The sequence below is a fragment of the Streptomyces sp. NPDC044033 genome (genome assembly GCF_056434425.1).
This window is the reverse complement of record NZ_JBWKFF010000020.1, coordinates 150,445-165,004: the sequence shown is the minus strand read 5'-3', so window position 1 is coordinate 165,004 and position 14,560 is coordinate 150,445. Positions and strand designations below refer to the sequence as shown.

Annotated in this window: 14 protein-coding genes and 1 pseudogene; 7 read left to right on the top strand and 8 right to left on the bottom strand. The window is 66.8% G+C overall.

The genetic code is table 11. From position 1 onward, the window contains the following. The 5 genes and pseudogenes from AC07AB_RS30625 to AC07AB_RS30605 form a co-directional block, all read right to left on the bottom strand. Positions 1-299: helix-turn-helix domain-containing protein (locus AC07AB_RS30625; protein ID WP_478573577.1), on the bottom strand; the 299-nt coding region annotated here is incomplete at its 3' end. Positions 300-1,550: 1,251 nt separating this feature from the next. Beyond that, entirely contained in the window at positions 1,551-2,036 is a 486-nt protein-coding gene (locus AC07AB_RS30620; protein ID WP_478573574.1) for a hypothetical protein, read from the bottom strand. Between the two features lie 1,036 nt (positions 2,037-3,072). Beyond that, entirely contained in the window at positions 3,073-3,432 is a 360-nt protein-coding gene (locus AC07AB_RS30615; RefSeq protein WP_478573601.1) for a DDE-type integrase/transposase/recombinase, read from the bottom strand. 18 nt (positions 3,433-3,450) lie between these two features. Then, a pseudogene (locus tag AC07AB_RS30610) lies at positions 3,451-3,600 on the bottom strand (IS3 family transposase); the annotation flags it as partial. Between the two features lie 163 nt (positions 3,601-3,763). Further along, on the bottom strand, positions 3,764-4,045 hold the full coding sequence (locus tag AC07AB_RS30605; RefSeq protein ID WP_478573572.1) for a transposase: 282 nt from the start codon (positions 4,043-4,045) through the stop codon (positions 3,764-3,766). A gap of 77 nt (positions 4,046-4,122) precedes the next feature. Here AC07AB_RS30605 and AC07AB_RS30600 point away from each other — a divergent pair, with 77 nt between their 5' ends. The 6 genes from AC07AB_RS30600 (at position 4,123) to AC07AB_RS30575 (ending at position 11,300) form a co-directional block, all read left to right on the top strand. Further along, positions 4,123-4,503 carry a CBS domain-containing protein gene (locus AC07AB_RS30600; protein ID WP_478573569.1) on the top strand — a complete coding sequence of 127 codons (381 nt, stop codon included), beginning with the start codon at positions 4,123-4,125 and terminating at the stop codon, positions 4,501-4,503. Between the two features lie 201 nt (positions 4,504-4,704). Beyond that, positions 4,705-4,941, top strand: a complete 237-nt coding sequence (locus AC07AB_RS30595; RefSeq protein WP_478573565.1) for a hypothetical protein — start codon at positions 4,705-4,707, stop codon at positions 4,939-4,941. A gap of 377 nt (positions 4,942-5,318) precedes the next feature. Further along, positions 5,319-5,654: an SseB family protein gene (locus AC07AB_RS30590; RefSeq protein WP_478573562.1), complete on the top strand. Its 336-nt coding sequence runs from the start codon at positions 5,319-5,321 to the stop codon at positions 5,652-5,654. Next, complete coding sequence (locus AC07AB_RS30585) at positions 5,651-6,307, top strand: hypothetical protein (protein WP_478573559.1); 657 nt, start codon at positions 5,651-5,653, stop codon at positions 6,305-6,307. The genes AC07AB_RS30590 and AC07AB_RS30585 overlap by 4 nt, the downstream gene beginning before the upstream one ends. After that, on the top strand, positions 6,307-11,043 hold the full coding sequence (locus AC07AB_RS30580; RefSeq protein ID WP_478573557.1) for a putative T7SS-secreted protein: 4,737 nt from the start codon (positions 6,307-6,309) through the stop codon (positions 11,041-11,043). The genes AC07AB_RS30585 and AC07AB_RS30580 overlap by 1 nt, the downstream gene beginning before the upstream one ends. Positions 11,044-11,045: 2 nt before the next feature. Further along, a complete protein-coding gene (locus AC07AB_RS30575) occupies positions 11,046-11,300 on the top strand; it encodes a hypothetical protein (protein WP_478573598.1) in 255 nt (84 codons plus the stop codon). A gap of 264 nt (positions 11,301-11,564) precedes the next feature. Here the strand turns inward: AC07AB_RS30575 and AC07AB_RS30570 are convergent, their stop codons facing one another. Continuing rightward, positions 11,565-11,810: a hypothetical protein gene (locus AC07AB_RS30570; protein WP_478573554.1), complete on the bottom strand. Its 246-nt coding sequence runs from the start codon at positions 11,808-11,810 to the stop codon at positions 11,565-11,567. A gap of 293 nt (positions 11,811-12,103) precedes the next feature. Here AC07AB_RS30570 and AC07AB_RS30565 point away from each other — a divergent pair. Continuing rightward, positions 12,104-13,173, top strand: a protein-coding gene (locus AC07AB_RS30565; RefSeq protein ID WP_478573551.1) for an IS630 family transposase whose coding sequence is annotated in 2 segments (ribosomal slippage) — positions 12,104-12,590 and positions 12,590-13,173 — 1,071 coding nt in all. Because the reading frame shifts where the segments join, the coding sequence is not laid out codon by codon here. Positions 13,174-14,178: 1,005 nt separating this feature from the next. Here AC07AB_RS30565 and AC07AB_RS30560 read toward each other — a convergent pair. Together AC07AB_RS30560 and AC07AB_RS30555 are read right to left on the bottom strand one after the other, a co-directional pair. Beyond that, positions 14,179-14,373: a DUF6255 family natural product biosynthesis protein gene (locus AC07AB_RS30560; protein WP_478573548.1), complete on the bottom strand. Its 195-nt coding sequence runs from the start codon at positions 14,371-14,373 to the stop codon at positions 14,179-14,181. After that, on the bottom strand, positions 14,370-14,534 hold the full coding sequence (locus AC07AB_RS30555; RefSeq protein WP_478573545.1) for a hypothetical protein: 165 nt from the start codon (positions 14,532-14,534) through the stop codon (positions 14,370-14,372). Before AC07AB_RS30555 ends, AC07AB_RS30560 begins: the two co-directional genes overlap by 4 nt. Positions 14,535-14,560: the final 26 nt, after the last annotated feature.

Here is a 14,560-nt window from a genome sequence, read left to right as displayed (position 1 = left end):
TGGTCCTCGTTCCAGCCATGCGCGGCCGGTCCCGCCTCCAGCTCGCATTCAAGCCGGCGCAACTGATCGTCGGTGAGCCTGCACCGGGCACCACCTGCTCCCTTCGAGACCAGCGCCTGGCGCCCGCCTGCGGCCAGAGACCGCCGCCAGCGATTGGCCGACACCCGCGTCACCCGGAACCGTCGGGCGATCTGCGAGTCACTGACCCCGTCCTCAATCAACTCTGCCGCCGCCAGGCGCACTTGCTCTCTCCGGGCCCGCTCCTCAGCCGTCAGCCCACCACCATCGGGATACCGCATACCTCCGGCTTACCGCACACGACCTCAACCGTCAGCAGGGCCAGAACCCCCACAGTTAATGATCTCTAGCGGGTGGAGCAGACCTCGACTTCTTTCTCCGGGGGCGACACCGCGGTCGGGCGGTGTCAGGAGGGGCCTCCCGTAAGGCCACGGTCGACGATGCCTGAGCGACCAGCCAGTGTCGCGTAACACGCCAATGCGATCGCCCATAAGGCCGTATCCTCTGACTCAGGTAGGCGAGGGTTGCTGCGGACTGGCACTTGTGATCCCGGGAAGCGCACACCAACTCGTCCGGGTGTCAGTGGTGTTGGCTACTATGAACGTGGTTGACGAGATCCTTGAAAGGCATGGTGCATCGGTGATGATGGCCAACCGCTACAGCGCTCCAGTCGAGGAGCGATAGGCGCGCCTGGCCGGCGCTCTCCTATTGCGACGCCCGATGGGCGGCGACGCTGTGACGTGAATCCAGCGCAGGCACTGCGGCCTGCCCTGATTCAGGTGACGGCGCTCCGACGGAGTATGGGAGGGCCCTACTTGTCTGCCACCACTTCTACCTGCGACCACCGCGTGTATCACGTTGTCGTCGTCGCTCTGGTATCTGTCATCGCTGGGCTGGTTGCCGGGATCGGCTCCGCTGCTCTTGGCCAGAGCCCCCTCACCGCCGTAGCTTCTGGCGGTGCCGTCCTTGCCTTCACCTACGGCGCTGGCATGACTGCCGCCTCGCACGTGAGTAAGCGTCAGCAGTAGTTGCTGCTCTGGGGCGGCCGTCATGGCCGCCCCTAGACAGTGTCTGACAGAGCGCCGACACTTGGGGGAGCGTCGCGCAAGATCGACTCCTGGGGGTGGTACCTGACGTTCTCGTGTGTAGCATCGCCAGCAGACGTCTAGTGTGACAAGGCGTTGCTCCTGACAGAGAGTACGTTAGAGATAGCCGAGCGTCGTGCACCAGGACCCGCCGCCGCGTGTTCTGTTGAATCTCGCAGAGCGTCCCGTGTCTGAGGTAGGAGATCCCTGCACGTCGAGTGGATTGCCTTCGCCGGCGTCACCTACCCGAGAGCAGCGTGGACGGCCTCAACGCCGACCACGACGACAACCTCCTCGCGCTCCCCAACTCAACCAGCATCTCCCGCACGACGGGGAAGCCCAGAGAGCTTGCCTCCTGAGGAACCTGGGGGAGTCCGACAACTGCTCTGTGCAGGCGTTCAACGGCTGTCCCGCTCGGACACAAGGCTGGGCAGCGGTTGTTGCGTATCACGAAGCCCAACTGTGGCTGAGAGCGAGTCGGCCGGCCCGGTGCGCTCGGCGACGGTCGGTGATCCACTGCTCGACCTGGTCCACGGAGTCCGTCACAGGTCGGTGCGTGGTGTCGAGCAGTTGCGTGCGCCATCGCGGGTCCTCGGCATTCCAACTCGCCCAGCGATGCCAGACCATCTCGTGCCAGCCGTCGTGGACTATGACATGGGGTCGATGACGAGGATCGAGGGCGTGCTCGCGGTGCCACGCAGCCCAGCGGAGGAAGGCGTCGACTGCCTGGGCGTCCCACCGCCCGGGGCCGCGCTCAGCGAGTCGAGCGCACCGGACCTCGTCGGAGACATCGACCAGGCACACTGCGATGCCGTCCAGCCGTGGGGCGGAAGGACTAGCCAGGACTTCACCCAAGGGGGACTGCCCGGTAGGGAGCAGGTCGACGCCACGGTCTTGGTACGCCAGCGCGCGGCGCACCCACATCTCGGTCATGCGATGTCGCCAGTGCTGGTCAGCTCCCTCCGGGACACCAAGTTCGTCAAAGTCGTGCACGGCGATCCCCCGGAACCTGTCGGCCGCGGCGTATGCGAGCGTCGTCTTCCCCGAGCAACTGGAGCCGGTGAGCTTGAAGAGCATCGTGCCAGGGCGTCAGCGTCATTGGACCTACCTCGACCGGTTTTTCAACTGCGTCCACCGCCAGTTGCCGGGTGCGCTCCTTTGGGGAGAATGAAGCGACGACGCCGAGCACCTGCTCGCATTGTCAGATGGTGACAACCCGGCTGCAGACAGGCAGTTGGGGTCGCTGTCCGGGACTGGAATGTCACCGGTGGCGACCGGGGGAGCGCAAGGGGAGCGCGGACGCCTTTGGACGGTGCAACGTGGGATACGACCAGCGGGACCGCGACATGTGCTCTGATCTGGGAAAACGGGATCTGGTACGACCGTGCAGCATAACCCGTCATGACTTCTATCGGGCTCGTCATGCGTCGGTCTCGGGTTCGAACCCCGAAGGCGGCTCGGAAGAACCTCAGGCATCACTCGCCGTGACCTGGGTTTTTCATTACTGGGTCCAGTTGAGGTTCCGGTTGCGTGGTCTTTCCGTGACTGTGAGGGCCCTGATTGGACGAGCATGCAGCGCGTGGAGCGGGTGTTGGACACGGTGTGCCGTGGTTAGTTGCTCTCAGGCGTGATGGCGCCTGTGGAACCCCGACAAGAAGAGGTCCGTTCCCGCACTGTTGATCCGAGCCGGTGAGGCCGGGCCGTACGGGCTGGGGGGAGCGGATGAGTGAAGTTTCCCCGTGATCGTGGGCACGTGATCGTTGTGCCGCGAGGGCGTGCTGATGCCGCTGTCTGGTCTCGGCCGGGTGGGATAGCCGAAGGTCTTGTGCTTGCGCAGGTGGGGGCGGTTGTAGAAGGTCTCGATGAAGTTGGAGACCTCGGCGCGGGCGGTGGCCCGGTCGGGCCAGGTGCGGGTGCTGGTCTCTTCTTTGAGTAGGGCCCAGAAGCTGTCCGTGGCGGCGTTGTCGAATCATGATCTGGTGCGTCCGCAGCTCTGCCGCAGCCCGAACTTCCCTATTCGTTCCCGGAACTGGGTCGACGTGTATTCGCTGCCGCGATTGCTGTGGATCACGCAGCCGGGTTCCAGTGCGCCTCGGCCGTGGGACATGTCGAGGGCGTCGACGACGAGTTCGGCGCGGTGGTGGTCGGCCATGGCATAGCCGACGACCTCGCGGGTGGCCAGGTCCAGCCGGCAGGCGAGGCAGAGCCGGCCCTCGGCGGTGGGCAGGCAGGTGATGTCGCCGACCCGCTTGGTCCCAGGACGCTCGGCGTGGAAGACACGGCCGATCAGGTCCGGGGCCGGCTTCGCCTTCGCATCCGGCCCAGTCAGCGAACGCCTCTTGCGCCGAGTGACACCGCGGATGTCGCGCTCACGCATCACGCGGGCAACGAGCTTGCGGTTCACCCACCGGCCCGGGCGGCGCAGTTCGGCGTGGATGCGCGGGACACCGCAGATGTGGCGGGAGGCGATGTGCACCACGGTGGTCTCGCGCGCGAGCGCGTCGTCGTCGGCCTGACGAGCGCGGCGGGCCGCCTCGCCCTCCCGTCAGGCGTAGTAGGAGGAGCGGGGGACCTTCAGCACCCGGCACAGCAGGGCGATCGGATAGATCGCCTTCTCCGCATGGATCAACCGGCACGGCTCGTTCACCGGTCGTTCTCCTTCACGAAGAAGGCCGTCGCTTTCTCAGGATCTCGATCGTCTGCTGCTGTTCGCGGTTCTCCTTGCGCAACCGCTTGAGCTCCTCGCGCTCGGCGCTGGTCACCTCACCGGACTCGCCCTCGCCCCGGTCTGCCTTCGCCCGGCGGTACCAGCCACGCAGGGACTCGGAACTGATGCCGAGCTCCCGGGCGACGACGGCGACCGTCTTTCCCGAGGAATCGGCGAGCGCGATCGCGTCCCGCTTGAACTCCTCGTTGTACCGCTTCGTGTACTTGCTTCCCACCCGGTGCTACTTCCTCTGGAACCTCAAGATCCCAGTCCCCAGGTGTCCACGACCAAGGGGGAGCTCCAACCAGCGCGTTGACCCGGCTCACGGGCACCACCAGCCTGACGCCCGCGGTCCGGGGCGCCGTGAACGCCGCCGGTCACCTGCCGGACGAGGAGTCCGAGGTACGGACCGTCGCGTACCGGGTGAGCAACCTGGAATCGGCGAACCGCATGCCCGAGTCGGTACGGGTGGGCGACAGCCTCAAGACCGCCATGACCGTGATGGTGTCGCGAGGTTATGGCCAACTCCCGGTCCTGGACACGGACGGGCGGCTGAGGGGCGTCGTGAGCTGTGAGTCGATCGGACGTGCCCACATGGCCGACCCTCGGGCGAGCCTCGAAGCCACCACGGTCAGGAGCCAGGAGGCGGATCGATCGGACGACCTGCTCGACTGGATCGGCACCGTCCAGTAATCCGGATACGTTCTCGTACGCGACCATGACCACAGGGTCTGCGGCCTGATCACCGCGTCCGACCTGACCGTTCAGTTCGGTACACGCGTACGCCCCTTCGTTCTCGTCGAGGAAATCGAGCAACGCCTGCGGCGCGCGGTAGACCGGTGTATTCCCCTCGACCGCATCCGCGCGGTAGTCCCCAGGAGGCGTGCTTGCCGGGTGAAATCGGCCGCCAACCTGACGTTCGGAGCGTACGGGTACCTGCTCCGGGAGCCCGAGAACTGGGCTGCCCTGAATTGGTCCGTCGATCAGCTGCATTTCCTGACTGCCCTTGAGGAGTGCCGCCAGTTCCGGAATGACCTGATGCACTCCAGCCCCGACCCGGTCACAGACGATCAGCTGCTCCCGGCACAAGGGCTGCTCGAATTGCTGCGTTCCATCGACCCGCAGAGCTGACTGTCACACACTGGCGCTCGAAGGCGCAGGGTACGCCGTGTGGCGTTCCTGCCCGAGGGCCCTTTGTGACGAGGGTATGACGTGGGAGGCGTTGCCTCCCACAACTGCGATGCGATGATAGGGGCATGTCTGAACACGGGGACGGAGCCGGCGCGTCTGCGCAGAACAACATTCCCAGACCACGGCTTGTGGACTACTTGGAGATGGCGGATCGGTCTGCCACACCGGCAGCGGTGACTCCTTCGCAGGAAATTCCTGATACGACTGGCCGGAGCCCCGCCCATTCACAGGTGCCGGAGGCCGCAGTCGAAGACCATGAAATCACTGACCGGCGTTGGGCTTTCGCCGAGTTGTTGGGAGAGTTCCGACGTGCAGCGGTGTTGGTACCGCTGGGCGAGGAGCCCGGCGCGGACGGGGAGCGGGGCCTTCTGACCGCCGACCTGGGCGGTATCCGCTTCATCCTCGCATTTTCGAACGAACAGGCCCTGGCACGCTACGCCCAGGCCCGCGGGGCGTATGGCCACGAGTGGACCTACGAGACGATCCTCGGCGCCCGTCTCCTGGATGTGGCCGTCCCGGCCGCCGGGGTGCCCTGCGGAGTCGCCCTGGACTGCGCGGATGGTGAGGACGGCATGGTCTTCCCGCCCGTACGCGGCATCGTCCCGGATGAGGCTGCCGTCGACCGTGACGAGGACGAGGGGGATGTGGCATGACCGACGGGGGCGGCAAGGACCTCAAGGCCGACGGGCTGAATCTGATCGCCAAGGGACTGACCGAAGCCCTGAGTGAACTCAAAGAACTCGGCATGACGGGCACGGCCGGGGCCGGGCGCGGCTTCGGCGACATCGCCCTGTCCGGCCTGGAGCTCGGCCACGAGGGACTGACGGGGGACTTCAAGTCGTTCTGCGAGCGCTGGGAGTGGGGCGTGCGATCGCTGGTCCATGAGGGCAACGCGTTGGCTGTCAAGACCGGACTGTCCGCGGGTACGTACTACGAGACCGAGCAGTACGTCGAAGGCAGCTTCAAGGTCGTCGCCAACGCGGCGATCGGCAATCCGTACGCGTCCGAGGAAGAGGTCACCCAGCAGGGCTGGGGCGATATCGCCACCTCTGGCGCCTTCGGCGGCGTGGACTACAGCAAAGAGTCCTTCGATCAGGCCATGGCCACGAGCGCCCAGGGCTGGAAGGACGCCGGCCGGGACGTGATGACCTCGCACACCGTCGGCCCGATGGGCCTCAACCCCGAGAACCTGCATCGTGCGTTCGGTGTCTCCGACGCCGAATACGACCGGAAGCTCGACGAGAACTTCGGCCCGTCTCCCGAAGCCCGTTCCAAAGCTGCCGACCAGCAGGGCGGTGCGGGCTGATGGGGCTCCTCGACGATGTCGGCGACGGCATCAAAGGCGGCATCAACAAGGGTCTGAGCTTTGGTGAACATCTCATCGAGGAGGGCAAGAAAAAGGTCGGCGAGGGCATCGACTACGCCACCGACAAGATCGGTGACGGACTCGATTACGTTGGGCTGCACGATGCGGCGGATGCCGTCGAGGACTGGGGCGACGAGGTTGCCTCCGACCTGGGCGCCACGCCCGGCGAACAGCAACTCGGCCAGACCGAGGAAGCCGATGAGCTCGTCCACGGCAATCCCGGCAAGATCCGCGAGAGTGCCAATCACCTCAAGGACTTTCACACCGCTTTCGACCATGTAGGCCAAGGCATGCGTACGGTCGACTCCTCCAACTGGAAGGGCGAGGGCGGCGACAGTTTCCGCAAGAAGTTCGGCGTCCACCCCACCAAATGGGCGCAGGCGGCGGATGCTTGCCAGACGGCGGCCGACGCTTTGAAGGCGTACGCCGACACCGTCACATGGGCCCAGGGCCAGGCACAGGACGCCATCGCCTTGTACAAGAAGGGCAGACACGCCTCGGACGCGGCCGTAAAGGCGTACAACAAGAAGGTCGACGTCTATAACGCCAAGATCAAGGCAGACGAGGATCCGGGCCCCAGGCCCGACCCCTTCCACGATCCCGGCAAGGCCGATGTCAAGGCCGCCCACGACAAGCTCGCCGAAGCCCGCAAACAACGCAACACCGCCGCATCCGAGGCTCAGGCCAAGGTCAGGGCCGCTCTGTCCCACGCTCCGGCCGAGCCCCCGCCCCTGGACCGCATCGGCGACGACCTCGCCGACGGCTACCAGGCCGTGAACACGGAGCTCACCCACTTCGCCGGCGGCGTCCTCAAAGGCACCGCCGGGCTGGTCAACTTCGCCCGTGGCCTCAACCCGACGGACCCCTACAATCTCACGCACCCCGCCGCGTACCTGCAGAACGTCTCCACGACGCTCTCCGGCCTCGTCTCCACAGCCGCGCATCCTGAACGCGTCGTCAAGGCCGCCGTCGACGGGTTCACGAAGGACCCCACCGAGTTCGTCGGCCGTCTCATCCCCGAAGTCGTCGGCACCAAAGGCGCAGGTCTCGCCCGCGGCGGCCTTCGCCTCGGGCTGAAAAGCGGCATGGAGAGGGGGCTCAAGGAGGGCGCCGGGGGCGCGGCGCGCAGAACACTGCGCGATACCGAACGGGGGGCGACGCCGGACGGGCCGAACAGGGCCGCCCGCGAACAGCACGCAGTGGAGAGCAAGGGCTCCGACCCGATCGACATGGCGACCGGCCGGATGTATCTGCCGCAGACCGACGTCACGCTGCCCGGCACCCTCCCGCTGATCTTCACCCGCCGCGTGGAATCCGGCTACCGATTGGGCAAATGGTTCGGTCCCTCCTGGTCCTCCACCGTCGATCAGCGTCTGGAGATCGATACCGAGGGCGTCATCTTCGTCACCGAGGACGGCTTGCTGCTCAGCTATCCCCACCCCGCCCCCGGGATCAGCGTCCTGCCGCGCCATGGCCCTCGCTGGCCGCTTGACCGTACGGAGGGCGGCTACCGCGTCACCGACCCGGTCACTGGGTGTGTCCGGCATTTCGCCGACCGCGGTGAGCTGCTCGCGCTCCTGGAGCAGATCGATGACCGCAACGGCAACTGGCTCACCTTCGAGCACGATTTCGACGGTGCCCCTACCGCGATCGTCTCCAGCGGTGGCTATCACCTCAAGGTCGCCACGTGCGGTGGTCGGGTCGCGGCCCTTCACCTGGTGGGCGCGGCACCCGGTGGTGGCGACCGAGAGGTCAAACGCTACAGCTATTGCGATGCGGGTCACCTCACCGAGGTGGGCAACTCCTCGGGCGGAAAACTCCGGTTCAGTTACGACGACCGAGGCCGCGTCACTTCCTGGACCGATACAAACCAGCGCTCATACAACTACGCATACGACGACCAGGACCGTTGCGTCGCCGAGGGCGGCGGCGAAGGGCACATGGCGCTCCGTCTGGCCTACGACATCATCGACGAGACAATCGGTCACCGCGTCACCGAAACCACCACTGGCGCAGGTCACACCCGTCGCTTTCTCATCAACGGAGCGCACCAGGTCGTCGCCGAGACCGATCCCCTAGGCCGCACCACGTCCTACTCATGGGATCGATACAACCGCCTGCTCACGCGCACTGACCCGCTCGGCCACAGCGCGTCCTACGGCTACGACACCAACGGCAACGCCGTGTCCATTACACGTCCCGACGGACGCGAGACCATAGTCCGCTACAACGGTCTCGGCCTGCCCACCTATGTAAGGGGAACCGACGGCAACGCGGTCCGACACGCCTACGACGAACGCGGCAACCGAACCTCGTCCACCGAGGCAGGCGGCCGGACCACCCACTTCGCCTACGACGCTGCAGGCCGGCTAACCGAGGTAATCGATCCGCTGGGCAACACGACGGCCGTCCGCTGCGACTGTGCCGGCCTCCCCGTCGAGGTCACCGACCCGCTCGGTGCCACCACCCGCTACACACGCGACGCCTTCGGCCGCCCCACCGTCATCGCCGACCCGACCGGCGCCACCACCCACCTGGAATGGACTGTCGAAGGCAGGCTCACCCGCCGTGTCCATCCCGACGGAGCCACCGAGAGCTGGACCTGGGACGGTGAGGGAAATTGCACCAGCCACACCGACCAGATGGGCGGCATCACTTACTTCGAATACACCGACTTCGACCTGCTTACCGCTCGCACCACCCCAGACGGGGCTCGTTACCGATTCCAGCACGACGCCGAACTGCGCCTCACTCAAGTCACCAACCCTCAGGGCCTGACGTGGAGTTACGACTACGACGCCGCAGGGCGCCTGAGATCCGAGACGGACTTCGACGACCGCACGCTCACCTACACTCAGGACCCAGCGGGCCGTCTCGCCTCCCGCACCAACGCGCTGGGGCAGACGACCACCTTCGACCGCAACGCGCTCGGCCAGATCACTCGCAAGGACGCCGACAGCCGGATCACCACCTACGCCTACGACCTCACGGACCAACTCGCCCAGGCCACTGGCCCCGACGGTGCAGCCCTCACCTTGTTGCGCGACCGCTACGGCCACCTGCTTTCCGAAACTGTCGATGGGCGTGAACTCACCTACACATACGATGCGGCGGGGAGGTGCACAAGCCGCACCACACCGACCGGCGCGACGACTTCCTGGAGCTTCGACGCCGCCGGACGCCGCACTGGCATGACCGCCTGCGGCCGTCCTCTCGAATTCACCTACGACGCCGCAGGCCGTGAGCTGACTCGCAGCATCGGCAGCACACTCACCCTCAGCCAGTCCTTCGACCCCCTCGGCCGTCGCACCACCCAGACCGTAACCGGCCCGGCAGGCACCCCCATCCGACACCGCAGCTACACCTACCGCGCCGACGGCAACCTCACCGCCCTTGACGACGGCCTGAATGGGTGGCGGCACTTCGGCCTCGACGTGACGGGCCGGGTCACCGACGTCCGCGCGGCCAACTGGACCGAGACATACGCCTACGACGAAGCGGGCAACCAGACCACCGCCTCTTGGCCTGCGGACCAGCCCGGCCACGAGGCCACCGGTGAGCGCGGCTACGCGGGTACCCGCATCACCCACGCGGGAGCAGTCCGCTACGAGCACGATCAACTCGGCCGCATCACCCTGCGCCAGAAACCCCGCTTGTCCCGCAAACCCGATACCTGGCTCTACACGTGGGACGCCGAAGACCGCCTCATCGCCGTCAGCACCCCCGACGGTGCCCGCTGGCGCTACACGTACGACCCCCTTGGCCGCCGCACGGCCAAGTGCCGCCTCGCCGACGACGGCAGAACGGTCGTCGAGCGAGTCGACTTCACCTGGGATGGCAACAGGCTGTGCGAGCAGACCACCACAGCACGCCAACTACCGCATTCGGTCACTCTCACCTGGGAACACCAGGATCTGCGGCCCATCGCCCAGACCGAACGCATCCTCGACGAATCCCAGGAAGAGATCGACTCCCGTTTCTTCGCCATCGTCACCGACCTCGTCGGCACCCCCACCGAACTCATCGAAGAGCACGGCGATGTGGCCTGGCGCACCCGCACCACCCTTTGGGGCACCACCGCCTGGGCCTCCGACAGCACCGCCTATACTCCCCTCCGTTTTCCTGGTCAGTACGCCGATCCCGAAACCGGCCTCCATTACAACTACTTCCGCCACTACGATCCAGAAACCGCTCGCTACGTAACCCCGGACCCCCTAGGTCTCACCCCCGCGCCGAATCCATCCACCTATGTGGCAAACCCGCATATATGGACGGACCACCTGGGGTTGGCGCCGGATTACATCCCGATCTATCGGACCCCAAAGGGGGCCCATGCGGAATACGAGCTTGCGCATGGTCCGAATCCTGCCAACCACCGACCCGGCGTGGACATCGGTGGAGGCGTCATCTCCGACGGTAAGATCTACTTCGGTGAGCGGGCCGTCGCCGCGGAGTACGCTGGACCGACAGGAGCAAACTTCGCCAGGGGCATGGTCAAGTACGATATGCACCCATCGTTTCTGGAAGAGTTCGGCGAGCACGCTAAAATCCACGATTACAACGGGCCTAATGGGGCGGCGCGACTAGAATTCGAGATTCCCGTGGGGAAGCTCGACAGGTTCAACGGGATGACACAGGGCCGAAGTTGGGTATCTATTTTCGGAGGGCCGAAGTGACGATGCGAAATCACCAGGAGTTCGACGTGACGGTGGTCGCTGTAGCCCCCGTGGGAGCGAAGGTCGACGTGGACGGCGCGACCGGTTTTATCGACCAGGTCAAACATCCCTCCTGGTGGGACGAGAACGCCGCGCCTCCCCAGGTCGGCGACACCCTCCACGTCACCGTCCTGGACGCCAGCCGCGAACCTCCGCGGCTCAGCGCGCTGCAACGGGATATCGACATTGCACGTCGCCTGCGAAGCACCAGCCCATAGCTCCGCCACACTCATCACGGACGCTGGAATGCAGGGCCGCAAGTACACCCTCGACGCCGCGGTCCTCGCCGGACAGGGGTCTACCCGGGTCACCGCTGCCTGCCGGAACGCCGCATGACTCATTTGATGTCCTGGGTAGGGCCAGACTCGGATCACCGATGGGCACGATGAACCGGCGGTCCAGGAAGCGGTTGCCGCATTCGCAGGCCGTCTCCGAGACGGAAGGCATACGTGGCAGGCGGCTCCGTGCAGTAAGTCCTCGTACTACGGGTGGGGCAGGCGCTCGGCGCACAGTGGGTCCGAGGAGCAGTGCCGGACATCGGCAAGGGCACGGCGCACGGCGCTGACGAACTCCTCGGGTTCGGCGAGCGAGGCGAGGCCGCCGAGGGTCCCTTCCATGTCCGGAACGGCGGTGTAGATCAGGATGCCGGTCCGCGAGTCGCCCGACGGTCCGGCGATCATCCACAGGATGAGGGTGGTGGTGTCGAGGTCCTGCGCGTAGCGGTGCACCACGCTGATCTCGCGGCCCGGTCTGCTCGGGCAGCAGCTCGACGATGTACGACTCGCTGCGCGGGCCGGCGTACGGGAGGCCGCGGGCGTGCTTGGGATCGGGGTCGTGCTCCAGTGCGCGCCGCACGGCCTCGATGGCGGCCTGCTCGCTCGACGACAGCTTGCGGCGGGCCTGGCCGGCGGCGTCGGAGTAGAACGCGTGGCTCACAGGCCGTGGGCCCGTCTGGAGATCTTTAACGGTGCGGGTTACGTGGGGTCGTGACGGTTGTCGTGGGCCGCGCTATGCCGGAGGAATGAGGTATCCCGATGGCGGTGGACTGACAGCCGAGGAGCGGGATCGACGCGAGCGAGTCCGGCTCGCGGCGGCCGACTTGATCGAGGCGGGAGCCAGTGACCGGGAGGTGGCCCGGCGGTTCCGGGTGACCCGGATGTCGGCGAACCGCTGGCGCCGGACGCTGGCCTCGGGCGGCCGCCAGGCGCTGGTCTCCAAGGGTCCCGGCGGCGCCCGCTGCAAGCTCGATGCCGGCCGACTACGGTCGCTGGAGGCGGTCCTGGAGGCCGGTCCGGCCGCGTGCGGCTGGAGTGACCAGTGCTGGACGCTGGCCCGGATCGCCGAGATCGTGCGCCACCGGTTCGGCGTCGAGTACACCCTGGCCGGGCTCGACTTGTTGCTGCACCGCATCGGCTGGAGTGTGCAGGTCCCGGCCAGGAAGGCCACCGAGCGGGATGAGTCGAAGATCGCTGCATGGAAGGACGAGCAGTGGCCTGTCATAAAAAGAGGGCGGCGGACTTGGGCGCCTGGCTCTGCTTCGAGGACGAGGCAGGTCAGGGCCTGAGGCCGCCCAGGGGCCGCACCTGGGGCCGCCGAGGCCGCACCCCCGTCGTGAAGGTCACCGCCGCGGGCACCAAGCGGGTCTCGATGGCGGCGCTGATCTGCACGAAGGCCGGCCGCGGCCCACGGCTGACCTACCGCATCCACCTGGACCGCGGCCCCGCCAAAGGCCGACGCAAGGGCTTCACCGAGACCGACTACGCCCGCCTGCTCGATGCCGCCCACCAGCAGCTCGGCGGCCCCATCGTCTTGGTCTGGGACAATCTGAACACGCACGTCAGCCGCACAATGCGACGGCTGGTCGCGGCGCGACTATGGCTGACCGTCTACCAGCTGCCGCCATACGCTCCGGAGTTCAACCCGGTCGAGGGCGTGTGGTCGCACCTGAAGAGGTCCCTGGCCAACCTCACCAAACACAGCCTTGACCAGCTCACCGCACTGGTGAAGACGCGGCTGAAACGGATGCAGTATCGACCTCACCTCATCGAGGGGCTCATCGCCAAGACCGGACTCGACCTCCAACCGCCGTAACCCCAGCCATTAAAGATCTCTGGCAGACGGGACAGACCCGCCGGACCTCGCCATCTCGTTCGGCCGCGGCCCGGCACCGAATCCGCCGCGCATGTCGCCACTGCCTGGCCCGACACGCCGCCGAGCAGTACACCGCCCTCGGCGCGGCCCCCAGCTCCGACGGTGAGTCACACACCGGACAGCACCGCTGCAGCGTGAGGGGAGGGGGCGCGGCTGGTCCCGGTTCGCTGGCTGTTGCCGTGTGCGTGGCTGGGGGCAGAGAGGCTCGCTGCGCTTCGCGGCTGGTTGCTGCCGCGAAGTGGTCGTGGTGGGCGGGTCGGGTGCGGGCGCGGGGGCAGCTTGTGCCTGTGATTCAAAGCGATGGGCAGCGGAATGCGGCGCGCTGCGCTGCGCCTTGGGCATGGTTGCCGTTCGAGGGCGGTTTCCACCTGCTGGGCGGGGGCCTCGGGGTGCGGAAACCCCCTCCTGGGAGGCGACGCGCCCGATATGCCCGGCCTGTGAAGTTGATTGAGCAACAGGTTGGACTTACCGTCCGATTCTGTGTTCGGTATGGCGCTTTTGTCGGATAGTAACTCCAACCTACCTGCGAGTAGCCCCCCGGAGGCCCTTCGGTGGCTCCCCGACCCCTGCGGAGCGTGGTGGAGTCCCTTGCGGCCCTGGCCCCGAACCAGGCCGCAGACAGTAAACGGACGTCGGGTCGCCCCTCCCCGTCTCTGCCGGATCATCGGGCCTCAGTCCACGACGCACCCGCATCCACAGGCCCAATAGTCACCACTTCGCGGCAGCAGCCAGCCGCTAAGCGCAGCGAGCCTCTCTGGCCTCAGCCGCAACCCCAGGCCGTACCCAGCGAACCGGCCCCAGCCCGGCCCCCTCCCTCGCCGCTGCCGGCGCTTTGGGTCCGAAGGGCCCGAGACGAAACCCGCACCCAACCGAGCGCAATGCCGTCTCACCCGGGGGTACCCCCACCAGGGGCTCGCCGCCCTGCTTGCTCCCCGGGCCGGCGGCTCAGTGGGGTGCCTGCTGCGCGTAGTCCGGGGCGGGGAGCGGGAGCCGCAGTGACTCGTACGACTCGGTCCGTTGCGTGCCGCAGGTCGGGCAGCGGTGCATGTCTCCGCGCTTGCCCCGCCGCCACCCTCTTGCGTGATCGCACGACGAAGGGGCGTACCCAAATGCCGTCTCTGCGCGGCGTGTTGGCGTCACGGCTCTGTCTGCGGTGATGCCGGGTGGCCCTGGGCCTCGTGCCGCGTCAGGAGTACGCGGCAGTCCAGCGCCGCGCTGGGGTCGCGCTCTTGCTCTGCCCTGGCGAGCTTCTCCGTCAGGGACTGACAGTAGTCACAGGTGGGGGAGTTCTCCGTCGTCACGCCATAGCCTCTCTCGTGGCCCAGCC